General features: G+C 56.2%; 15 protein-coding genes, 1 tRNA gene and 3 pseudogenes. 12 read left to right on the forward strand and 7 right to left on the reverse strand.

Going from position 1 to position 22,455, the window contains the following annotated elements; translation table 11 throughout:
- Positions 1–15: 15 nt before the first annotated feature.
- Positions 16–1,191 (reverse strand): ADP-forming succinate--CoA ligase subunit beta, encoded by a 1,176-nt coding sequence (gene sucC, locus A3K90_RS06185; protein ID WP_303681706.1) that lies wholly within the window; start codon positions 1,189–1,191, stop codon positions 16–18.
- 160 nt (positions 1,192–1,351) lie between these two features.
- On the opposite strand from sucC, the gene A3K90_RS06190 reads away from it, so the two are divergent.
- A complete protein-coding gene (locus tag A3K90_RS06190; protein ID WP_303681707.1) occupies positions 1,352–1,813 on the forward strand; it encodes a nucleoside deaminase in 462 nt (153 codons plus the stop codon).
- Between the two features lie 16 nt (positions 1,814–1,829).
- Here the strand turns inward: A3K90_RS06190 and A3K90_RS06195 are convergent, their stop codons facing one another.
- A complete protein-coding gene (locus A3K90_RS06195; RefSeq protein WP_303681708.1) occupies positions 1,830–2,852 on the reverse strand; it encodes a hypothetical protein in 1,023 nt (340 codons plus the stop codon).
- Positions 2,853–2,935: 83 nt separating this feature from the next.
- Complete coding sequence (locus tag A3K90_RS06200; protein ID WP_303681709.1) at positions 2,936–4,192, reverse strand: nitronate monooxygenase; 1,257 nt, start codon at positions 4,190–4,192, stop codon at positions 2,936–2,938.
- Between the two features lie 329 nt (positions 4,193–4,521).
- On the opposite strand from A3K90_RS06200, the gene gpmA reads away from it, so the two are divergent.
- From gpmA to A3K90_RS06230, 6 genes are all read left to right on the forward strand, one after another.
- A complete protein-coding gene (gene gpmA / locus A3K90_RS06205) occupies positions 4,522–5,265 on the forward strand; it encodes a 2,3-diphosphoglycerate-dependent phosphoglycerate mutase (RefSeq protein ID WP_303681710.1) in 744 nt (247 codons plus the stop codon).
- Between the two features lie 112 nt (positions 5,266–5,377).
- Positions 5,378–9,979: a glutamate synthase large subunit gene (gene gltB / locus A3K90_RS06210; protein ID WP_303681711.1), complete on the forward strand. Its 4,602-nt coding sequence runs from the start codon at positions 5,378–5,380 to the stop codon at positions 9,977–9,979.
- Positions 9,980–10,010: 31 nt separating this feature from the next.
- Positions 10,011–11,489 carry a glutamate synthase subunit beta gene (locus A3K90_RS06215; protein WP_303681712.1) on the forward strand — a complete coding sequence of 493 codons (1,479 nt, stop codon included), beginning with the start codon at positions 10,011–10,013 and terminating at the stop codon, positions 11,487–11,489.
- Positions 11,490–11,578: 89 nt separating this feature from the next.
- A complete protein-coding gene (locus A3K90_RS06220) occupies positions 11,579–11,851 on the forward strand; it encodes a DUF4404 family protein (RefSeq protein ID WP_303681713.1) in 273 nt (90 codons plus the stop codon).
- A gap of 51 nt (positions 11,852–11,902) precedes the next feature.
- Positions 11,903–13,228 carry an ATP-dependent Clp protease ATP-binding subunit ClpX gene (gene clpX, locus A3K90_RS06225; protein WP_303681714.1) on the forward strand — a complete coding sequence of 442 codons (1,326 nt, stop codon included), beginning with the start codon at positions 11,903–11,905 and terminating at the stop codon, positions 13,226–13,228.
- A 68-nt stretch (positions 13,229–13,296) separates the two neighbouring features.
- Positions 13,297–13,370, forward strand: a tRNA-Val gene (locus A3K90_RS06230).
- A gap of 347 nt (positions 13,371–13,717) precedes the next feature.
- Here A3K90_RS06230 and A3K90_RS06235 read toward each other — a convergent pair.
- Positions 13,718–14,506, reverse strand: coding sequence for a metallophosphoesterase (locus A3K90_RS06235; protein ID WP_303681715.1), 789 nt, complete (start codon positions 14,504–14,506; stop codon positions 13,718–13,720).
- A 262-nt stretch (positions 14,507–14,768) separates the two neighbouring features.
- Between A3K90_RS06235 and A3K90_RS06240 the strand changes: the two genes are divergently transcribed.
- Together A3K90_RS06240 and A3K90_RS10330 are read left to right on the forward strand one after the other, a co-directional pair.
- A complete protein-coding gene (locus A3K90_RS06240; protein ID WP_303681716.1) occupies positions 14,769–15,380 on the forward strand; it encodes a type IV toxin-antitoxin system AbiEi family antitoxin domain-containing protein in 612 nt (203 codons plus the stop codon).
- Positions 15,377–15,633: pseudogene (locus tag A3K90_RS10330) on the forward strand (nucleotidyl transferase AbiEii/AbiGii toxin family protein); the annotation flags it as partial. The gene A3K90_RS06240 and the pseudogene A3K90_RS10330, both read left to right, overlap by 4 nt.
- 13 nt (positions 15,634–15,646) lie before the next feature.
- Here the strand turns inward: A3K90_RS10330 and A3K90_RS06245 are convergent.
- Positions 15,647–16,369 (reverse strand): annotated as a pseudogene (locus A3K90_RS06245) (IS5/IS1182 family transposase); the annotation flags it as partial.
- Positions 16,370–16,467: 98 nt separating this feature from the next.
- Here A3K90_RS06245 and A3K90_RS06250 point away from each other — a divergent pair.
- From A3K90_RS06250 to A3K90_RS10335, 3 genes and pseudogenes are all read left to right on the forward strand, one after another.
- Positions 16,468–16,857 carry a Fic family protein gene (locus tag A3K90_RS06250; RefSeq protein ID WP_303681717.1) on the forward strand — a complete coding sequence of 130 codons (390 nt, stop codon included), beginning with the start codon at positions 16,468–16,470 and terminating at the stop codon, positions 16,855–16,857.
- A 115-nt stretch (positions 16,858–16,972) separates the two neighbouring features.
- Complete coding sequence (locus A3K90_RS06255) at positions 16,973–17,569, forward strand: hypothetical protein (RefSeq protein WP_303681718.1); 597 nt, start codon at positions 16,973–16,975, stop codon at positions 17,567–17,569.
- Between the two features lie 168 nt (positions 17,570–17,737).
- Positions 17,738–17,878 (forward strand): annotated as a pseudogene (locus A3K90_RS10335) (nucleotidyl transferase AbiEii/AbiGii toxin family protein); the annotation flags it as partial.
- Between the two features lie 163 nt (positions 17,879–18,041).
- Here the strand turns inward: A3K90_RS10335 and A3K90_RS06265 are convergent.
- Together A3K90_RS06265 and A3K90_RS06270 are read right to left on the reverse strand one after the other, a co-directional pair.
- The gene (locus A3K90_RS06265) at positions 18,042–19,253 is read right to left on the reverse strand and encodes a DUF3322 domain-containing protein (protein WP_303681720.1); all 1,212 of its coding nucleotides are present in this window, start codon (positions 19,251–19,253) and stop codon (positions 18,042–18,044) included.
- Positions 19,250–22,399 carry an ATP-binding protein gene (locus tag A3K90_RS06270; protein WP_303681721.1) on the reverse strand — a complete coding sequence of 1,050 codons (3,150 nt, stop codon included), beginning with the start codon at positions 22,397–22,399 and terminating at the stop codon, positions 19,250–19,252. Before A3K90_RS06270 ends, A3K90_RS06265 begins: the two co-directional genes overlap by 4 nt.
- Positions 22,400–22,455: the final 56 nt, after the last annotated feature.

Genomic DNA, 22,455 nt, shown 5'->3' on the forward strand with positions numbered 1-22,455 from the left:
GCAGGCTTCGCTTACTCAGGCCGAGAGCGCCTGGTTCACTTTCTGGGCGGCGTCCTTCAGGCCGTCGGCTGCGATGAGGTTTAAGCCCGATTCATCGAGCATCTTCTGCGCGATATCGGCATTCGTGCCCTCAAGGCGCACTATGACCGGCAGATTCAGTCCGATTTTCCTGGCCGCCTCGATGATGCCTCCGGCAACACGGTCACAGCGGACGATGCCGCCGAAGATGTTGACGAGAATCGCCTTGACGTTCTTGTCGCTGAGGATGATCTTGAAGCCTTCCTCGACCGTCTGGGGGCTTGCTCCACCGCCGACGTCCAGAAAGTTTGCGGGGCGTCCTCCGGCAAGCTGGATCATGTCCATGGTCGCCATGGCCAGGCCTGCACCGTTGACCATGCAGCCGACGTTGCCGTCGAGGCGGACATAGTTGAGGTTCGATTTCGAAGCCTCGACCTCGAAGGGGTCCTCTTCCGAGATGTCGCGGAGTTCGATGAAGTCCTTGTGGCGGTAGAGGGCGTTGGAGTCGAAGTTGATTTTGGCGTCAAGGGCGAGCACACGGCCCTCTTTAGTGACCACGAGGGGGTTGATTTCGGCAAGCGCCGCATCAATCGATGTGTAGGCGTTGTAGAGCGCGGTGATGAAGCTGACCGCGTTGCGGAACTGTTCACCCTCAAGACCGAGGAAGAATGCTGCCTCGCGCGCCTGGAAGCCCTGAAGTCCGAAACGTGCGTCGACCTGGATTTTCAGGAGCAGTTCCGGGGTCTCTTCGGCAACCTTCTCGATCTCCATGCCGCCTTCGGTGGAGATCATGAGTACGTTGTTCGAGGTTGCTCGGTCGAGTGTGATGCCGACATAGAACTCACGATCGATGTTCATGCCCTCTTCGACAAGCAGCCTGCGGACCTCTTTGCCTTCAGGGCCGGTCTGGTGTGTGACGAGGGTTGTTCCGAGCATCTGTGAGGCGATCTCACGAGCCTCTTCGGGAGACTTGGCGAGCTTCACCCCGCCGGCCTTGCCGCGCCCGCCCGCATGGATCTGGGCCTTGACGACCACTACGGGGCTGTCCTGCTCAGCGAAGAGCTGCTCGGCGGCCTGCTTGGCTTCCTCAGCCGAATAGGCGACGATTCCTTTCGGCACGGCCACCCCGAATTTCCTCAGGATATCCTTGCCCTGATATTCATGAATGTTCATATTGCTTGAGGTCTTTTGTTACTGACGGTTTTTCGTACGCATCCCTGACGGGATAAGGCGAGAATTGCGCATAAACTTTATTATAGTAAAATTTACGCGGACGGGAAAACAATAATACCGAACTAATAATACCGGACATTGATACGGGAAGGATTGCAATATGGATTTCACCTCTTTCATGGAGCTGGCCTTTCGTGAGGCCCGGAAGGCATTTGAAGCCGGGGAGGTGCCGGTCGGCGCGGTTGTCCTCGATGCGGCGGGCCATGTTGTCGGGCGGGGATACAACCAGGTCGAAACCCTCTCAGACGCTACGGCTCATGCTGAGATCATTGCTCTTACCTCGGCCATGGCGACGCTCGGCAACAAATACCTCAACGACTGCACACTCGTTGTTACGATGGAGCCCTGTCCGATGTGTGCCGGAGCTATCGTCAACGCCAAGGTCGGCCGGGTGGTGTTCGGCGCATACGACCCGAAGATGGGGGCTGCGGGATCGGTTCTGAACGTCACCGGGTGCCGCGCCCTCAACCACCAGCCGGAGGTGTTCGGCGGCATCATGGAGGCACGCTGCCAGAGCCTTCTGCAGGACTTTTTCGCGGAGCTTCGAAGAAGGGGGAGGTGATTGCCGGACGTAAGGGTTACTCTCCGCTTTTTTCGACCGAGATGTTTTCGCGGATGATGTGCTTTACCGAGTTTGCCAGATGGGAGAAGAGGTCCTGGGCGATGCCGCTGCCCGCCGTCGGCGGAGTGACGGTGTCGAGACTTTCGATGCCCGCCTTTTTCACGGCAGTGCTGATCGTCACAGACAGCACCGGATTGCACTCCCTGACGATCTCCTTCAGCATGAATGCGGCTTCGAACATGCTCTGCTGTACAATTTCCCTCCGGTCCTCCTCCGTCGTCATCTGACAGCGCCGAGCCGTAATCATGCCCGCAAGGCATGTCAGGTAGGCGTTCGTCGATCCTGCAAGAAACAGGTTCAGGAAGAAGGGCGTCAGGAGGTTGCCGGCCGGCAGAAGCGAAGAGAGCGTGTTGCTGAACGACGACTGGATGATCGGCTTGATGTGGGCTGGAATCTCCTCTTTCTGGAAGTCCGAGAGCGGCAGCAGCTCATATACTCCTTTCGTGAGCGCGATGAACTCCCTGAAGTTCTGCCGGCGGTGGTGCATGCCGTAGATGCGCCATACCAGGCGGATCATGTTGAACAATGAGGTCGATGTGCCGTATGCTGTACCCTGAGCGAAGGCACCGACGAAGAAGTTCTTTGTGGCGACCTCTTTGGTGGCGGTGAGGGCGTCGGCTTCGAGCAGCTTCAGGTTGGCCCTTACCCAGCGCAGGTCGCTTTGCTTTCCATTCCGGTCGGGGTGCATGGGGTGTGCCGGCATACGTGATCCCATCCATGCGGCATAGACCGCCATTTCCTTAGCACCGGCATCGCCGGGCAGGGCAGGGTGCCGGGGCTTCGTAAAAAAGCGGGCGGCAGTCCATGCCAGCCAGATGAGAATCGTCGTCGATAGGGCGATGAAGGCAGGGCCGCCAAAAGGGATTATGGAGTCGAAGAGCCCGGCGGCGGCTGCAATCTGGTTCAGGGTGAATACCCCGACAAGAAGGATTGCAGCTGCCGTGAAGGCGTAGATGAGTGCCGTTGCTTTTCTTTTCATACCTGTGTCCCCTTGGTTGAGCGGGATAGTGTCTGTCGTATCATTCTTGAAATGTACGACTTCTTTTATGAAAAGAGTCCTTGTCAGCTCTCGGGCGGCTTGGGGAGGCGGATCGAATGGTCTTCGCTATGCTGGTAGTCGAGGAATATGTCTTCGGCCGGAGGAAGCTGCCAGGTGCCGTCAGCCATGCGGTTGGTCGTCTCTTTAAGCCGGTAGGTGGTATGGCCACAGGTCCAGCAGTCGTATTTGGCCATGCCGGTACAGAGGCATGTTTTCTCTTCGACCTCAAGCGGTGCGCCTGGTTTGCGCTCTTCGAGCGCTTTATAGTATGCATCGATGTAGGTGCATTTGCCGCCGTTTTCAAGAAGGTAGCCGAGTCCTTCACAGTTTGGCTTGATGGCGTAGCGGAGTGTCGGCGACTGGCGGAGCATCCGCATCGGGTAGCCGGTGGTCGATGCCATGTTGACGACGATGTCCTCTTCCCGGGCGTTGAGGTACTCCTGCTTGACGTTGGCGGGGAGGCCTGCCTCTGCCGTGATGGTGAAACGGGTGGCCACCTGGACGGCACCTGCCCCTTCGGCCATGTAGTCAGCCGCATCGGTACCTGTGAATATGCCTCCGGCCGGTATGACCGGGATCTGGAGCCCCTCCGCCTTAAGGAATGCGAGAACTTCCGTGAAGATGGTATGCAGGTCGAACTTCTGCCATTCGTCGGGGCTGAAACCGAGGTGTCCTCCGGCAAGCGGGCCTTCAACGACGATGTAGTCCGGCAGGCGCTCGAGGCGAACGGCCCGTTTCAGGAAGATGGAGAGAGCCCTGACCGAGGAGATGACGATGCCGATCTTGACGTCGCGGAACCGGGGGTGGTCCTCGATGAGGTCAAGGGTGCGGAGGTTGAGGCCGGCGGCAAGGGTTATGCCGTCTATGCCGGCGTCCATGGCCGAGCGGAGCCTGACCTTCAGCGTCTCGTTGGCGCTGTTCATGGTCAGCTTTTCCATACAGTTCAGGAAAATCAGGCCGTTGCCTGTTTTCTGCGAAACGGTATGTTCGATATATTTTTTCTGTGCCGCGGCCACTTCACCGAGGTCGAACTTGACTTCGGACTTGTCGCGGCTGTCGACAAATGCCGCATATTTTTTTCTTTTGGTGCTGACGAAGGAGGTGTTGAAGATCCTGTCGCAGACGTACCCGGTCTCTGCGTCTGAGATATGGCCGATACCGCCGAGCTTTTCGGCCGCCAGAGCGAGCTCGGTGGTCGAGATGTTTACTCCCATGCCGCCGATGATGATCGGGACATACTCCCTCGCGCCCAGTTTCAGCCTGAAATTATCTACCTTCATTGTCCTGTGTTAAATCGAGATATACGTGCATTTACAGACCCTCATCTCCCCTGAGGCCGGGTGCGGCATTCCGTGATGTTCCGGGTGCGGGCCGCCAAAAATTATTTAAGATATCACATTTTGCACTATAAATCTACTGCCAATTCGGAGAAAAACTGTCCCCTCCGTCATTTACACCGCTGCCAGTGGCGTTCGGCGGCCCTTGATAATTAATCCCCTTTGAGAAAAGGTAGGGAGATTGTTAAATTGGAGACCAATCTTAAAAAGGGCCATCGGGGCACTAGAGATATAGTACGCTGAATCCGAATTAACATCCTGAAGGGGGGATTATGATCAAACTGGTTTTGTTGCGGCATGGAGAGAGTCAGTGGAACCTTGAAAACCGGTTCACCGGCTGGCACGACATCGATCTGACGGAACGCGGACGCAAAGAGGCGGCTAACGCCGGAAAACTCATCCGCGCGGAAGGAATCGTGTTTGACGTGGCATACACCTCCGTGCTTAAACGGGCCATCCGGACCCTCTGGAACGTGCTTGACGAAATGGACCAGATGTGGCTGCCGGTCCACAAGAGCTGGAGGCTCAACGAGCGCCACTACGGCGCCCTGCAGGGACTCAATAAAACCGAAACCTCCCAGAAGTACGGCGAGGAGCAGGTGCTTGTGTGGCGGCGCAGCTACGATACTCCGCCTCCCGCTCTTGCGCGGGACGATGAGCGCTGGCCGGGTGCGGACCCGCGCTATCGCGGCATGGCCGAAGGGGATATTCCCCTCAGTGAGTGCCTGAAGGATACGGTCGCCCGTTTCCTTCCCCTCTGGCATGAGACCATCGCTCCCCAGATCCGGAGCGGGAAGAGCGTCGCCATCGTGGCCCACGGCAACTCGCTCCGCGCCCTCGTCAAATATCTCGACAACATTTCCGAAGACGACATCGTCGGCCTGAACATTCCTACCGGTATCCCGCTCGTCTATGAACTGGACGACGACCTGAAGCCGCTGAAGAGTTACTACCTCGGGGATCAGGATGCCGTGAAGCAGGCGGTGGCCGCTGTGGCAGGTCAGGCGAAAGCCTGAGCCGGAGCACGGTAAGCATGTAAGAATCTTTTGCTGAAAAGCCTTATATTCTGCACCTTGGTTGTGCTGTCGCCTTTATTTCGAAATTACCAGAAAAGTTGTGCCTAATAATATGAAAGTTACTTCCAACGCGGGGCTGTACGATCCACAGTTTGAACATGATGCCTGCGGGGTCGGCTTTGTCGCCCATATCAAGGGGGTCCGCTCCCACGATATCGTCGAGCAGGGACTGCAGATCAACGAGAACCTCAAGCACCGCGGTGCATGCGGGTGCGAGAAGAATACCGGCGACGGCGCCGGCATACTGCTCCAGGTTCCCGACAAGTTTCTGCGCAGGGTCTGCGGCGAACGTAACATAGAACTTCCCCCTGAAGGCCGGTACGGCGTCGGCATGCTTTTCCTCCCTCCGGACATATCACAGCGCCGGGCCATCGAGGATATCTGCCGGCTGATGATCCAGGCTGAAGGCCAGAAATGCCTCGGGCTTCGCAAGGTCCCTACCGACAACTCCACCATCGGCGACACCGCCCGTTCGGAGGAGCCGGTCGTCAAGCAGCTGTTCATCGGCTGGGGCGAGGATGTCACCTCCGAACTCGAGTTCGAGCGGAAGCTCTACGTCATCAGGCGCCGCATCACCAAGCGGGTCAAGTACACCGCAGGCCTGCTCGGCAGCAACTATTTCTACGTCAGCAGCATGTCGGCGCGCACCATCGTCTACAAGGGCATGCTTCTTCCCGAACAGGTCGGTGAGTTTTATCCCGAACTGCACGATCCTGACATGGAGAGCGCCATTGCAATGGTGCACTCCCGTTTCAGCACCAACACCTTTCCGAGCTGGGACCGGGCGCATCCATACCGTTTCCTCAGCCACAACGGCGAAATAAATACCCTGCGCGGCAACGTCAACTGGATGAAAGCCAGGGAAAAGAATGTCCGTTCCGATGTGTTCGGTGACGCCATTGAGGATATCAAGCCGGTCATCCTTGAGGACGGCAGCGACTCGGCCATCCTCGACAACACCTTCGAGTTTCTGGTTCTCTCCGGCCGCTCGCTCGCCCATGCGGCGATGATGATCATCCCCGAACCCTGGTCCGGGAACAAGTCGATGTCGGATGAGAAGCGCGCCTTCTACGAATATCACAGCTGCCTCATGGAGCCCTGGGATGGTCCCGCATCGGTCGTCTTCACCGACGGCCGCCAGATCGGTGCCGTGCTCGACCGCAACGGCCTGCGCCCGTCCCGCTACTACATCACCAAGGATGATCTTGTCATCATGGCTTCCGAGGTCGGTGTCCTTGACATCGAGCCGGAGCGGATCCTGAAAAAAGACCGTCTCCAGCCGGGCCGCATGTTCCTGGTCGACACCCTCGAGGGCCGAATCATCTCCGACGAGGAGATCAAGGCATCCATTGCTTCCGAGAAGCCTTACGGGGAATGGATCAGCCGCAACGTCATCGATATCAGCGCCCTGCCTGACCATCCGCAGATGAAGAATCCCGATGAGGACAAGTACAGCCTCACCGCCCGCCAGAAGGTGTTCGGATATACGCGGGAGGACATCACCATGCAGATCATTCCGATGAGCGAGAAGGGTGTAGAAATGGTCGGTTCGATGGGCAACGATACTCCGCTTGCCGCGCTTTCGAACAAGCCGAAGCTGCTCTATGATTATTTCAAGCAGCTCTTTGCCCAGGTCACCAATCCTCCCATCGATTCGCTCCGCGAAGAGATCATCACCTCGACCTCGGTCATGCTCGGTACCGAAGGCAACCTGCTCAAAGCCGAGGAGGTCAACTGCCGGAGGGTCAAGCTGCCGCATCCCATCCTTACCAATCAGGACCTTGAGAAGATCCGCGGCATCGACAAGCCCGGTTTCCGGGCTGTCACCATTCCGATTTTCTACGATGTGGCAAAGGGCGGCAAGGGTATTGAGGCAGCGATGCAGGATATCTACCGTCAGGCAGAGCAGGCCGCCCAGGTCGGCGTCAACATCGTGATTTTATCCGACAAGGGAGAAATCGAGCGTGACCGTGCGCCGATTCCCGCACTGCTTGCCGTATCGGGCCTGCATAATTTTCTCATCAACGCGGGCATCCGCACCGAAATCGGCCTTGTGCTCGAATCTGCCGAACCGAGGGCCGTGCACCACTTTGCCATGCTCATCGGCTACGGAGCCGGGGCGGTGAATCCCTACATGGCATTCGAAACCATCCGTTCGCTTGTTGCCGAGGGCCAGATCCGCTTTGATGAAAAGACCGCAATCAAGAACTACGTGAAAGCTGCCGTCAAGGGCGTGGTGAAGACCATGGCCAAGATGGGTATCTCCACCATCCAGAGTTATCGCGGAGCACAGATTTTCGAGGCAGTCGGCTTGAACTCCAAGCTTGTGGACGCCTACTTCACCCGTACCCCGACCAGGATTGAGGGTATCGGGCTCAGCACGGTTGCAGAAGAGGTGCACCGGCGTCACGCATCCGTTTTCCCGCCTTCAGGCAACAAGGTCAACCGTGGCTTAGAGGCCGGTGGTGAGCGCAAATGGCGGCATGATGGTGAATACCACCTGTTCAGCCCCGAGGCACTGCACTTCCTGCAGCACTCCTGCCGGACTGGCGACTATGATCTGTTCCAAAAGTACGAGGGACTCATCGACGACCAGAGCCGAAACCTCTGCACCATCAGAGGCCTTCTTGATATCCGCTTCCCGGGTGAAGGCATCCCGCTTGACGAGGTCGAACCGGTCGAAGCGATCCTGAAGCGTTTCAAGACGGGGGCCATGTCCTATGGCTCCATCAGCCAGGAGGCTCATGAAACCCTCGCCATTGCGATGAACCGACTCGGAGGCAAAAGCAATACGGGTGAAGGCGGGGAGGATCCGTCACGCTTCGTGAAAGATGCCAACGGAGACTCCAGGATGTCGGCCATCAAGCAGGTCGCTTCCGGCCGCTTCGGCGTCACCAGCGAGTATCTTGCGAGCGCAGAGGAGATCCAGATCAAGATGGCCCAGGGCGCCAAGCCAGGTGAAGGCGGCCAGCTTCCCGGCACCAAGGTCTATCCGTGGGTTGCGAGGGTTCGCCACTCGACTCCGGGCGTGGGGCTTATTTCGCCACCTCCCCACCATGACATATACTCCATTGAGGATCTTGCGCAGCTGATCCACGATCTCAAGAACGCCAACCCGGTAGCACGCATCAACGTGAAACTGGTCTCGACGGTCGGTGTCGGCACCATTGCAGCCGGCGTAGCCAAGGCCCATGCCGACGTTGTGCTCATCAGCGGTCATGACGGCGGAACGGGCGCATCCCCGATCTCGAGCATCATGCATGCAGGCATGCCCTGGGAGCTCGGTCTTGCCGAAGCACACCAGACCCTGATGCTGAACAATCTCCGCAGCCGCATCGTCGTGGAGGCGGACGGACAGCTCAAGACCGCACGCGACATCGTCATCGCAGCCCTGCTGGGTGCCGAGGAGTACGGATTTGCCACCACGACCCTCGTGGTGATGGGCTGCATCATGATGCGGGCCTGCCAGGACGATTCCTGCCCGGTCGGCATCGCTACACAGAACCCGAAGCTGAGAAAGAACTTCAAGGGCAGAGCCGAGCATGTGGAGAACTTCATGCGATTCCTTGCAGAGGGCGTCCGCCAGTACATGGCGCGCCTTGGTGTCAGGAGCCTCAATGAGCTCATCGGCCGCACGGAGCTGCTCGGCATGAAGAAGACGGTTGACCACTGGAAAGCCAAGGGTATCGACCTTTCCAAGATTCTCTACCAGCAGGACCTTCCCGAAGAGGGGACCCGGTACTGCAGCATGGCGCAGGAGCATGCGCTTGAGGAGAGCCTTGACCGCACTGCATTGCTGGAAATCTGCGAACCGGCCATCAAGCGCCGGGAGAGGGTGACGAGCACGCTTCCAATCCGCAATACCAACCGGGTCGTCGGCACCATTGTCGGCTACGAGGTCACCAGGGCATACGGGGCCGCCGGCCTGCCTGAGGGCACCATCAACCTTAAGTTTACCGGCTCTGCCGGCCAGAGCTTCGGCGCTTTCATTCCGAAGGGGATGACGCTCGAGCTGGAGGGTGATGCCAATGACTACGTCGGCAAGGGCCTTTCGGGCGGGCGCATAGCCGTCTACCCCTCAAAAGGCTCTTCGTTCATTCCCGAAGAGAATATCATCATTGGCAATGTAGGCTTTTACGGCGCAACTTCAGGGGAGGCCTTCATCAGGGGCATGGCCGGCGAACGCTTCTGCGTCCGCAACAGCGGCCTGCATGCGGTCGTCGAAGCCATCGGCGACCATGGTTGCGAGTACATGACCGGCGGCACCGTCGTCATCCTCGGCCGGACCGGCAGGAACTTCGCCGCCGGCATGTCGGGTGGCGTGGCCTACATCTATGATCGGGACGGTACCTTCAGCGACAACTGCAACCCGGAGATGGTGTCCTTAACCCCGGTCGATGACCCGATGGAGCGGGCTGCACTGCAGTCGATGATCGAAAAACATGTCGAGTATACACGGAGTGACCTCGGCCAGTCAATACTTGAGGGTTTCCCGTCCCTTATCGGGAAGTTCGTGAAGGTCATGCCGAACGACTACCGTCGTGCGCTTGAGGCCATGAAAGAGGTTGAGGCGGCAGGCATAACCGGTGATGCAGCAGTGATGGCCGCATTTGAGAAAAATGTGCATGATCCGTCAAGGGTGTCTGGGAATTAATTAAGAGTTAATTATCGAGTAAACTATCGCTATGGGCAAAGTTAAGGGTTTCATGGAGTTCCAGAGGGCAGTGCCTCAAGACAGGGCCCCGCTGGAGAGGATAAAGGACTGGAACGAGTTCCATCTGGAGATGGAGAAAGACGGGCTCCGCGATCAGGGTGCGCGTTGCATGGACTGCGGAACCCCGTTCTGCCACACCGGCATCATGCTCGCCGGTATGACGACAGGATGCCCGATCCACAACCTCATTCCCGAATGGAACGATCTGGTATATAACGGCTACTGGGCCGATGCCTACGACCGGCTGATGAAAACCAACAATTTTCCCGAGTTCACCGGACGGGTATGTCCCGCTCCCTGCGAAGGTTCCTGTGTGCTCGGTATCATCGAGCCACCGGTCACCATCAAGAACATCGAGTGCGCCATCATCGATCGGGCGTTTGCTGATGGTCAGGTCAAACCCAAAACGGTTGCCTTCCGTACCGGCAAACGCGTCGCCGTCGTCGGCTCGGGTCCCTCGGGCCTGGCTGCTGCCGATCAGCTCAACAAGGCAGGTCACACGGTCACGGTGTTCGAGCGCGACGACCGCTGCGGCGGACTGTTGATGTATGGCATTCCGAACATGAAGCTGGACAAGGAGGGTGTTGTGCAGCGCCGCATCTCCATCATGCAGCAGGAAGGGGTCGACTTCAGGGTGAGTACGGAGGTCGGTGTCAATTATCCTGCCGATCAGTTGCTGAAGGACTTTGACGCCGTGGTACTCTGCACCGGTTCGACGAACCCCCGTGACCTCGAGGCAGAAGGACGCAGGGAGGCTTCAGGTATCCATTTCGCCATGGACTTCCTCCGTTCTTCGACGAAATCCCTGCTTGATGCTACGGCTCCTGTCCTCACCGCCGAAGGGAAGCATGTTGTCGTCATTGGTGGCGGTGATACCGGCACGGACTGCGTGGCAACCTCGATCCGTCAGGGATGCAGGAGTGTCGTACAGCTGGAGATCATGCCGAAACCCGCGCTTGAGCGGCCCGATGACAACCCCTGGCCCCAGTGGCCGAAGACCTTCAAGGTCGACTACGGACAGGAAGAAGCCGCGGCCCTGCAGGGCGACGACCCGAGGAAATATTCCATGATGACGAAGAAGTTCATCACGGACGGTAGCGGCAACCTGAAGGGTGTCGAGGCTTCGGAAGTGGAGTGGGTTAAAAAGGACGGGCGCTTCATCCCGCAGCCGGTCTCGGGTACCGAACAGATCTTTCCTGCTGAGCTCGTGCTGCTCGCCATGGGTTTTCTCGGTCCCGAAGAGGCACTGCTCGACCAGCTCCAGGTAGAGCGCGACCAGCGCATGAACATCAAGGCCCCCGAAACCACCTACCGGGCAGGTGAGGGAAAGATATTTGCTGCCGGTGATGCACGCCGCGGTCAGAGCCTCGTTGTCTGGGCCATTCAGGAGGGTCGTTCTGCTGCGCGCGAGTGCGATCGTTTTCTCATGGGCGAAACGTTCCTGCCGTAAACGAACAGGCGGGCTTGGCGGTTATACAGATATCCTTTTTCAATCAGGACGCATCCATCGGCGATGCGCTTATCAAGGCAGGGTGTGTTATGGAACAGCAGAAACTCAGGGAGCTTCTGGAATCGCTCCATCAGGAGCTTGAGCACGTCGATTCGCTCGACGAGTCAACCAGTCGGGTACTCTGTGACTTGAAAGAGGATCTCGGACGGCTTGCCGGGCAGGATGGTGCGGCTGACATATGCCGCGACGAGCCTCTCATGGAGCGGATGAACGACGCCGTCGACCACTTCGAGGCAGACCATCCGAAACTGAGCATGGCTCTCCAGCATGTGCTCGACAGCCTCGCTAAAATGGGCCTCTGATTAATCCCTTGCCCTCATTGACAACATAACGACAGAACGCAGAAGCAGCAGATGACCAGAGAACGAGAGACGGTAAAGGGAAAATCACGGAACATAAACCGGGGCGGTGATGGAGGAGAGCAGGTATACTGCTCGTTCTGCGGACGGAGTGCACAGGAGGTCTCGAGCATGGTTGCCGGCCCGATGGCTTTCATCTGCGACCGCTGCATCAGGACATCCTACGATATTCTCCGCAAGGAGATGAGCGCCATACAGCAGCCCGAAGTGGTCACCGAGCAGCCCTTTCTTCCGCGCCTTGTCAGCCCTAAGGCCATCCTTGAGTCGCTCAATCAGTATGTCGTCGGCCAGGAACGGGCTAAACGCTCGCTTGCTGTTGCCGTCTACAACCACTATAAGCGAATCGACTCGCAGGAGTGGCGGCATGAGGATGACGAGATTGTCATCGAGAAAAGCAACATCATGCTCATCGGTCCCACCGGCACCGGAAAGACGTTGCTCGCACAGACGCTCGCCAACCTGCGTGAGGTTCCTTTCTCAATCGTTGACGCTACATCCCTCACCGAAGCGGGCTATGTCGGCGACGATGTTGAAACCATTCTGGCCCGTCTGCTTCACGCCTCCGACTTCAACCTCGAGCGTGCCGAGCGCGGTATCATCTATGTCGATGAAATCGACAAGATAGCCCGCAAGTCGGCCAACGTCTCCATCACCCGCGACGTTTCTGGTGAGGGTGTGCAGCAGGCGCTCCTGAAGATCCTCGAGGGAGCCGTAGTCGGTGTTCCTCCCAAGGGCGGACGCAAACACCCCGAGCAGCAGCTCATAAACATCAACACGAAGAACATCCTTTTCATCTGCGGTGGCGCATTCGAGGGGCTTGACCGCCTCATCGCCCGCAGGATCTCCAAGTCATCAATGGGGTTCGGCTCAAGCGTTACGGACAAGCAGAGCGGTTACGACCCTGCAATCCTCAAGCACGTCACCCAGGACGACCTGCACGAGTACGGGCTGATTCCTGAGTTCATCGGCCGGCTTCCGGTGCTCACCACCCTCGACCCGCTTGACGCTGCTGCCCTGCGCAGCATCCTCGTCGACCCGAAGAACGCTCTCGTAAAGCAGTATGGCAAACTCTTTGAAATGGACGGGGTTGAACTTGAGTTCACGCCCGAAGCTCTGGAAAGGGTTGTCTCCATTGCAATCGAGCGGGGAACCAGTGCGCGTGCGCTCCGCTCCGTGCTCGAGAACGTGATGATTGATATCATGTTCGAGCTCCCGACCATGAAAGGGGTAGGCAAATGCATCATCACTGAAGAGGTCATCGACCGCAAAGGTGAGCCCATCTACCTTGACGGGGCAGGCAGAAAGAAAAAAAGAGCATAAAATGCAGCGTAGCTTTCAATCTGCTTTGCATTTTATGAATCTTGTCCTATATTAACACCCTTTCAGAAGGGCGATTAGCTCAGTTGGTTAGAGCGCTACATTGACACTGTAGAGGTCAGAAGTTCGAATCTTCTATCGCCCACATCCCACATAAAAGCCTGCAAGTAAACAACTTGCAGGCTTTTTTCTTTCCCCCCCTTGTCCCGCGAAAATACTTCGATTTTATCATAGTTAACTCCGTTTTCCCATGGTTTTGTTACGCCATTGTTCTACGAGTTTTTTTACTTCTCCTGAAAAAACCAGATAACTCATTGCATAATTGAATATTGCGCTTGTATGCGTAATGCCTGCGCTACCTCTACAATCTTTTTGTTCAGGTTTCTGACATTTATCGGTGCCAAATGGCCAGAACGTTTTTGGCTTCTTTAGCCCGAGGGGGGCTCATCTTATAAAAGGGGGCGATAGCTGCTACAATCTCCGCATGCTAAATCACTGAACGTTCAACGTTTTGAGCGGATCGAAACCGTTGCCGTATTCGTGAGGATATCCTTTGGGGTTGCAGATCACTCTGGTCTCGCCGATTGAATACTCCATGGCGGTATGGCAGTGACCACAGATCCAGCAGGCTATTTTATGGGAGAGCACCTCTTTTTCAAGGTCTGACACATATGCCGCATTCAGGAGGTCGTTTCGGTAACCAGGGGCGATTCCTTGCAGTGAGGGGTGATGATGGGTGACCACAATCACGGTGTATCCGAGTCCCGTATAGTGATCGACATCTTCAAAAAGCCTTTTTTTCTGCTTGTGATGAAGAGCGAGAAGGTACTCCGGCCGTAACCGGTGATAATCGGCTCCGACTTTTATCAGCCGATAGTCATTGAGGCCCTGACTGATATCAAACATGGCGATTGGATTGCCGCCAAAAAAGTCTGTCCAGAGAGTTGTCCCGATGATGGCGATTTTCTCCTCTTCCAGGATAACCTGACCGGTATGTACGTTGTGAAATCCATGCTCGGCGATGGCGTTTTGCCAGGAGTGCTTCTCAATGTTGCCGTGATACCATTCGTGATTGCCTTCAATGACAAAAACGTCTCTGAACTGCTTTGAGCACTGCGAAAGAAAACCGAACCATGTCTGTTTTCTGCTCAGCAGCCCGATATCTCCAGCAAGGATGAGCACGGATTCATTGTCTTCGGCAAGTTCCGGAACCTGCCAGTCCCCGTTGCTCTCTTCCCGACAGAACTCGTTATGAATGTCGGACATGACTCTGAAAAGCATCAGTGCTTAAAGTTGAGGTTCATGATACTGTGAGGGTAGACCTTTGCTCCACTTGTAACGATACGGTTTTGCAATAACAATAAAATGTTCTTCAGCCAGTTCAGGCAATTTGCAGTGAACAGCACAAAAGTCGCTGAAAGCTCGAGGATGGAGAGGTGAAAATTTCCCTCAGCCTTTTTTGATATTTCTCTGGTCTATTGTTGGCTGGGATAAATATACCTATACTTATGTATAACGTATGGTATTTCTATCCGTATGAAAAATGTCACAACAAAGTACAGTTGCAGATAAGGCCAAAGCTCTTATTCTTGCCCAGGGAGGCCTCATCCGTACCCGGGAAGCGATCAGTCTTGGTATTCATCCCCGGACGCTTTACAGTCTTCGTGACAGCGGTGAGCTTGAAGAGCTTTCTCGAGGGATTTACCAGCTCAAAGGGTGGAAGCAGCTCGAATATCCTGATCTTGTCACCGTTGCACTGAGGGTACCGAATGGTGTACTTTGCCTGGTTTCGGCACTCTCCTTTCACGAGATGACCACCCAGGTTCCACACAGCGTATCTCTTGCGCTTGAAAAAGGTGCCGAACAACCAAGAATCGAGTATCCTCCGGTTACGGTTTTCCGGATTTCACCCTCTTGTTTCAAGATCGGTATTGAAACGCATCAGCTCGATGGTGTCCCGGTGAAGATCTACAGTCCGGAAAAGACGCTTGTAGACTGCTTCAAATTCAGAAACAGGATCGGAATGGATATCGTGCTCGAAGCGCTCAAACTGTATCGGCAGAGAATGCATAAGAATCTGCATGCGCTCATGCAGTATGCAGAGGTGTGCCGTGTTGCCTCGGTCATGAAACCATATTTGGAGGCAACGCTGTGAGTGCAAAAGCGATCAAAAATATCGGAGCCTCGGTCAGGCAACGGCTGTTGAACAAGGCGCGACAGGAAAACAGACCTTTTCAGGAGCTGTTGCAATACTATGCCATGGAGCGCGTTCTCTACCGGCTGTCAGTTTCTTCATTCGCAGATCGTTTCATTCTCAAGGGGCATTGTTGCTCAGGGTCTGGCATGCTCCCTTGGCAAGGCCGACAATGGATATCGATATGCTCGGCAAAACAGGAAACGCCCCGGAGTGATATCCCGTTCTTTGCACCACATCCTGTTGGCCAGTGTCCGGTAGATCTTGTCGGCGTGCACTGATTCAGGGTAGTGGCCGTATCGCTCACGGTAGCGCTCGATGTCTCGTATCAGGTCGTAGCCTTCGTTGTAGGCGTTCCAGCTCATCCGTTCCGGCATGCTGATGCCATCGACGACACTGATTGAGAGCTTCATGCCGAACTCCGTTTTCGCAGCGGCCTTGCCCCGTACGATTGGTCTGACATGGGGCTGACTGATGCTTACGATCCGGTCACTGATGCTCTTCGTGTCGCTCTTGTACATTTCCAGCTGCTGCCGGTACAGCTCCTCGATCACCAGCAGGTCGCGGTACCGGTGTTTCGACAGGACCGTCAGCGGAACCGATGCGGACAGTCCGCCGATGTACTGCAGGTTCTTCCGGAGATAGCCCAACTGCTTGCGTAGGCCTTTGCGGAGCGCCTTCCTCGACAAGCTCTTCTTCATGCCGACAGCAAGGAACTCCTTTCTTGCTGTCCGGCGGGACATCCTGGGTTTCGTCACTCCTTCCGGGTGCATTGCACACAGCGTGTCGATAATCAATTCGCTCTTCTCGCGGGCGTCGTTCAAGAGGCTGATGTCCTTCGGATAGGCGATGTCTGCCGGAGCACAGGTCGCATCAACGATGAGTTTGCCCTTGTTTCCGGTACCGCTGTCGCTGTCGTCATCCTGTTTCTTGTCCTTAGCCGTTCTCCTGATTATTAATCTTTATAGCTAATCATAACAACAAATCGCTATAAGTAGCTATAAATAGGTATAAACGTTTTTCTCGAACGATTCATGTGCCTAAGAATATGAATCTATTCGTGAAGCAGAATGGATCCCCTGATCCTGACTTTGAGACGGATGATGATAGGAGCTATTTCCTTGTGAGATTTCCGGTACATCCGAAATCTGTTCGTCAAGCCGAGTCCGAGTCGCTTGATGCGTCGACCGGACAAGTAACCGGACAAGTTGTCGATTGGATAATCAGTGTGTTAGATGCATGTCGAGAGCCCCTGAAAAGCGCTGAAATTCAGAAGATTGTTAGTATTAAACATCGGGAGACCTTTCAAAGAAATTATCTTGATCGACTTTTGACTGATGGCTTTCTTGAAAGAACCATCCCTGATGCGCCACAAAGCCCAACGCAACGGTATGTAACCAGTGAAAAGGGCCTGAAATTGCTACAAGATATCGAGTGACTGGCTGTGGGGGTACAATACTGGTGAGCCCATATGACAGAGCCACTTGCCCGTTGAGAATTTGATTTGTGTTTGATGATTGTGTGTGTGCGCTATTTTGCATAATCATGGCACATTGCTCTCGATCCTTGGAGAATACCAATCTCCAAACGACAACATCGCCCGTATGGTCGTCGATGGGTTGCTGAAGCCCATCAAGAAGGTGACCTATGTCGTTTCGCCTGAAATTTCCGGCATTCCCATCTCACTCCCCTTGGTTGCCAACCTGATTTACGGGCCTTCATACGTCTCGATGGATTATGCCATGCATCATTATGGCATCATTCCTGAACTGGTGGTCGAGGTTACCTCGATGACGACCAAGCGAGGAAAGATGTTCGATCTCCCCCTTGGCATGTATTCCTATACCCATTCTCCTTTGGAATTGTATGCAATCGGCATTGACAGGGTCGAGAATGCCGACCATACTGGTTATCTGATGGCTTCCCCTGAAAAGGCGCTTTGTGATAAGCTGCTGTTTACGAGGAATCTGAACGTCGGGACTATGTGTGGCATGCGTGAGTTGTTGTTTGATGACCTGAGCGTGGATGACGATTCGTTAGTGCGCTTCAATCCGGAAGTGATCAGGGCATGCATGTCGGCAGGGTTGAAGAGCGATATGGTAAAGGCGTTGTTGCAGGTTGTCACCAGTAGGCAAGGAGTAGATTTATGAGCGTATTGCAGCAAATGTTGGAGAAGTATGATACAGCAACCGCTGAAGAGCCGCATATGTTGCGGAGCGAAAGCCGGTTCCGGCTCTTCTTTCCCCGTCACAGCCGCATCATGGTGTCCGTCAGGTGTCCCGCTGGAGGCTTCTGCCAAATGAAACGGTTTCCCCTGTTCACCGGCGAGATATTCGGAAGATATCGATCTGGTTCAAAAGGAGCCGGGGCCGATCGGCCCGGTCATGGATGCGATCAAGGAAAAGCTGAATCCCTGGCTTGGAGAACCCAGGCGGAAGCAGTCGGAAGGCCGTGTGACCTATGCACCCCGAAATCCAGGGTGGAGAGTTCCTGGTATATGTCTGACAAGGATCGCCTCGATCTGATGTTAAGCTCTTGGTTGATGGTCTTTGGTGAGAACCGAGCGGCGTGCGTTAAAGGATTCGTGCCTGTCGGGTTTTTTCGGAGAGTGCTTTTCCAAGGTTATGATGATGCAGATAAGGCCGGGTCCTTTCTCAGCGCATCAAGAAGCATTGAATATCCGATCTTTTCCTGTTCGAGCCGTATTTGCTCACCCAGATTATTCTGCCGCAGATCGTTGAAAAGGGATTGCTCCGGGTCGGTAAGCCGGCGGAGGGCGGTGGTTTCCGGGCAGGGTTCTCTCTCCCAGTATTGGCGATGGGCGAGGAGGGTTTCCCTGTCCATGAGGAATGATGTGGCGGTGGGGAAGTATTGGCGGAACTGGTTCAGAATGGCGAAACCATGGGTGTCGATGTCACCCCAGTAGTAAAGCTTTTTATCCTGCAGCCAGTTGACGACGGCGAGGTTGCTGAAGCCGTAGCCTGCTCCGAAGATGACCATTGCCCGCGGGATGGGCGGAAGGACGAGGAAGTTGATTTCGTTTTCGGTGACGAAGACGGTTTCAACCGGGAGGTGGAGCCGGGCGAAGTCGGTATGGGTAAGGGTGATTTCCTGATCGGTGCAGTATGGCAGAATGGAGTAAGCGGAATCAAGGATTCGGAACCGCACCCGGAGCGCTTTGTCCCGGAACCCGTAGCGCCGGCAGAAGTTTGTGGTGCCGGTGGCATGTTCGTCGATTGAACTCTTCGGCAGGGTGAGGTCGAAGAGTTCCGAGAGCACGCCGCGATGGCGTTCGATGAATTTGGTGTGCACGCCGGCAATATCGATTTGCCTGAGGTAGACGGCGGGCCGGGGATGCTGGCGCAGCCATTCGACGATGTTGAGCATGAGGGGCCAGACCGTGGCAAGTTCCAGAGCGCGAAGGGGTCGTTTCGAGATCCAGGGGAGCAGAGCGGGCTCAAATCGCCGGGTCAACTCGATCATATCGACAAATGCGGCAGCGGCGCGACGTTTGCCGATGAGGCCGAGGGCGTTGTCCGCCGAATCGATCCATATCTCGTATGGAATGCTGTCGCTGCCGTGCACCCGGTGGTTGAGGGTGCGCGAGACGATGCGGTAGGGCCCTTCAGCTGCTTTGAGCCGGGCGATCCAGTCGCGGACCTCGATAAACCGGTCGCTGATCTCTCGTGAGTCCGGCCTGCTGTGGGTGAGTCGCAGGGGGAAGAGGCTCCGGTCATCCACCAGGGCGTTGAGCAGTGTCCCCCTGTCCCAGAGCCTCTGCACCTGTTCCCGGATGTCGGCAGGGGTGGTCCAGTCCTTTTTTGTTCCGCTCATTGGGCCATCTTCTGCTTTTCTGTACGATACTCTTCGATGCTGAGGTTTCGCAGCTCGGAGTTCCGGCCATCCTTGTTCTGCACAAACCCGACGCTGGAGACGAAGGGTTCAATGATGTGGATTTTCTGCAGCGGGGTGACGATGAGCAACTGCAGGTTGAGCTGGGCGAAGAGTTTCAGCCCGTAATGGGCAGATTCGTCAGATCCGCGTCCAAATGCTTCGTCAATGACCACGAAGCGGAAGGAACGTGATCGCACCTCCCCCCATTCGAGGCCGAACTGATAGGCGAGGCTGGCGGCAAGCACCGTATAGGCAAGCTTTTCCTTCTGTCCGCCCGATTTACCGCCCGAGTCGGCATAGTGCTCATGTTCGCTATCATCCTCCCTCCATCGTTCGCTTGCTGCAAAGACAAACCAGTTACGGACGTCGGTTACTTTTTCCTTCCAGCGGCGGTCAAGTTCGCTGTACTCATCGCGTCCACGGAAGCGGTCGATGATACGGCGAACCTGAAGGAACTTGGCTTCGGAGTACTCGCTGTCCGAACCGGTGAGGGCTCCTTCGGTACAGCTCCGCAGCTCTGTCTGGAACTCGCGGATGTCGGCATCCAGGTTCATCTCCGCTTCGAGGAGGATGTAGCGGCCGGGATTGTAGTCGATTTTTGTGAGCGATTCGTTGATGCGTCCGATGCGTTCCTTGATGGTTTCTCGTTCCCGTGCAAGCTGGGACTGGAAGTTGGCCACTTCGCGGATGGTGTTCTCGTTGAGCAGATCCTTGAAGCGCACTTCAAAGCGCGGCAAATCGTCAGCACGGAGATTGCCGAGCATTGAGCGGTACTCATCGGCCGAGGCTATGTTGACATCGACCTCACGGGTCTCAAGTTTCCATTTCTCGTTATACTCGGTCATCAGGCGGATTATCTTGTCGTTCAGGCGCCTGATTTTGTTGTCTTCTGCATCGATTTTCGACTGCAGCCAGTCTCGCATGTCGCGTTCGCAGTTATCGCACGATTCGATGGTGATGGCACGGCTTTCCGTCATTTCCAGACGCAGCGATTCAAGGCGGGGGAAGCGTTCCGCAGATTCCGGGGCAGCTTCGTTCAGGCATTGACCGGCCTGTTCTGCGAGTTCCTTCGTATCGCTGATTTTCTGCTCGGTTTTTGCGTGCCTGCTTTTGCGCTCGTTAAGTTGGCGCTCGGTCTCACGGAGTTCCTGCTCAACCTCCTGGAGCTGCAGGGTGAGGGTTCGGAGGATGTCGGACGTGCTCTCCAGTTCCCGCTTTTCGGCTTCGAGACGGGCGATGGCGACAGCCACCGGCTGCCAGTCGAGTTCATGAAAGTCGGAATACTCGTCGAGGCGCGAGAGGATGGCCAGGCGTTCCTTCAGGGCGGTCTGCTCCTGCCGGAGTGTTTTCATCCGGCTGTTCAGCTCGCCAAGGCAGTCGTTTTTTTGACGGGCATTCTCTTCGAGCACGGTGATCTTGGCGGCGTTGCTCCAGCCGAGTACAAATCGGCTGCGGTCGTCGAGGCGGCGGCGGTCATCTTTTTCGTGGCGTTCACCCGCCATTTTGACCTGTCCGGCCATCGTAATAGCCTTTTTCTCACGTCGGAACATCTCTTGACTGTCGCAGCAGACCACGTCGAAACGGCGGTTTATCTCCCCTTCGAGCCATTCAAAGTGGGGGGAGTCTGCCTTAATCATGAGTTTATGCGGCAGGGTGGCGGGGCCGGGGGGCATTGTTTCGCTGCGGGACGGTGTGCGCACCCGGAAGTAGACGAGACGACCCTTGAGGTGGGTGCAATCAACCCATTCGGCGATGGATGCGTAGTAGCGGTCGGGAACGAGCAGCGAGAGGGCGAAGTTGCGCAGCAGGCGTTCGATGGCCCCTTCCCATCCGTTCTCCTCCTGGCGCACCTGAAGAAGTTCTCCCGCAAATGGCATCTCATTTTCGTCGATGCCCAGCGCCCGGCAGAGGTCGCGTCGCATTGCAATCTGCCTGTCGTCGATATTGTTTGTACGAGCCTTCAGGCTCTCGATTTCAGCAATCAGCTCCCGGTATTCCTGTTCTTCGCGGGTGAGGGTGACTCCCAGCTCGTTCAGCTCATTCTGTATCCTTGCTTCCTGTCCGGCTGCGTTTTCGCGCATGGTTACCTGCAGGGTGCGCTTATGGAGGAACTCCTCGAGGCTGCTGGCGGGTGTTTCGCCGAGCGGCTTGAGCAGCTCAGCATAGCGGGTGGCTTTGAGCTTTTTATGTTCGAGTTCGCCCTGCTTCATGCGGATGTCGGAGGCGATGCTCTCGATTCGGTCGCCGCCGCTCTCTCTGATGGTGAGCCGGAGACTGCGATCCCGCTCCTGTTGTTCGAGTCGCTCTGCTTCAAGGTGCCTGAGGGAGCTCTCATGGCGAACGAGTTCTTCTTCGAGCGAGGTGAGGCGGTGGTGGAGCAGGTCGAGCTTGAGGGTCGCGAACCAGGGGCGCAGGGTTTCACGGCAGCCGCGCAACTCTTCGTTGGAGGCGGAGAGCTCCCTGTGCCGGTTGCAGTCCTCGACGAGCGGATCGAGCATCGAGATCTGCTGTTTAGCCTTGAGCACGGCTTCGTGTGCGCGCTTGAGGTCTTCGAAGTGGTTGATGAGGGCTGCGATGCGGGGCTCGACGTCGAAGGGTTCGAGCATGTGGGTGCGCACGAAGTCGGTGAGGTTTCCAACCGATTTGAGCGAGACGGTCTGATGGAACAGCTCCAGCGCCTGGTCGTTGTCGATGCCGAAACGGCGGCGGAACCAGGATCCGTATTTCGGGAAGCTGTCGAACAGCTCGACGCCTCCCGCTTTCAGGCTCTTGCGCAGGGCGGTAATCTCCGGGCCGAAGCCGGAAAAGTCGATTGCGATGGAGAGATCGCGTTCGGCTGCCGCATAGATGCGCGCGGGCGGGCCGGAGGGATCCTTCATCCAGAACACCTGAGCGAGGGTCACGGTCTTGTCATAGCCTTCGTTCCGGAAGACGCCGAGCACCACCGAGTAGGCGCTGCTGTCGCGAAGGGCGACGGGTTTGGCGCCGCCGCCAAGTGACTCCTGTCGCTCCGATTTGTAGAAGCCGAGCACATATGACCGGAGTGAGCGCTCCCGGATATCGGCACCGGCGGCGGACAATGTCAACGAAGATGACGCATTTTTTTGAAAAAAACATTCACTTTTCAGCCGGGTTCAGCACC

The organism is Pelodictyon luteolum, assembly GCF_001622165.1.
Taxonomy (GTDB): domain Bacteria; phylum Bacteroidota; class Chlorobiia; order Chlorobiales; family Chlorobiaceae; genus Chlorobium; species Chlorobium luteolum_B.

Coding starts and splice junctions, on each gene's coding strand:
- sucC (WP_303681706.1), bottom strand. CDS start 1,191: ATGAACATTCATGAATATCAGGGCAAGGATATCCTGAGGAAATTCGGG.
- A3K90_RS06190 (WP_303681707.1), top strand. CDS start 1,352: ATGGATTTCACCTCTTTCATGGAGCTGGCCTTTCGTGAGGCCCGGAAG.
- A3K90_RS06195 (WP_303681708.1), bottom strand. CDS start 2,852: ATGAAAAGAAAAGCAACGGCACTCATCTACGCCTTCACGGCAGCTGCA.
- A3K90_RS06200 (WP_303681709.1), bottom strand. CDS start 4,192: ATGAAGGTAGATAATTTCAGGCTGAAACTGGGCGCGAGGGAGTATGTC.
- gpmA (WP_303681710.1), top strand. CDS start 4,522: ATGATCAAACTGGTTTTGTTGCGGCATGGAGAGAGTCAGTGGAACCTT.
- gltB (WP_303681711.1), top strand. CDS start 5,378: ATGAAAGTTACTTCCAACGCGGGGCTGTACGATCCACAGTTTGAACAT.
- A3K90_RS06215 (WP_303681712.1), top strand. CDS start 10,011: ATGGGCAAAGTTAAGGGTTTCATGGAGTTCCAGAGGGCAGTGCCTCAA.
- A3K90_RS06220 (WP_303681713.1), top strand. CDS start 11,579: ATGGAACAGCAGAAACTCAGGGAGCTTCTGGAATCGCTCCATCAGGAG.
- clpX (WP_303681714.1), top strand. CDS start 11,903: ATGACCAGAGAACGAGAGACGGTAAAGGGAAAATCACGGAACATAAAC.
- A3K90_RS06235 (WP_303681715.1), bottom strand. CDS start 14,506: ATGCTTTTCAGAGTCATGTCCGACATTCATAACGAGTTCTGTCGGGAA.
- A3K90_RS06240 (WP_303681716.1), top strand. CDS start 14,769: ATGTCACAACAAAGTACAGTTGCAGATAAGGCCAAAGCTCTTATTCTT.
- A3K90_RS06250 (WP_303681717.1), top strand. CDS start 16,468: ATGAATCTATTCGTGAAGCAGAATGGATCCCCTGATCCTGACTTTGAG.
- A3K90_RS06265 (WP_303681720.1), bottom strand. CDS start 19,253: ATGAGCGGAACAAAAAAGGACTGGACCACCCCTGCCGACATCCGGGAA.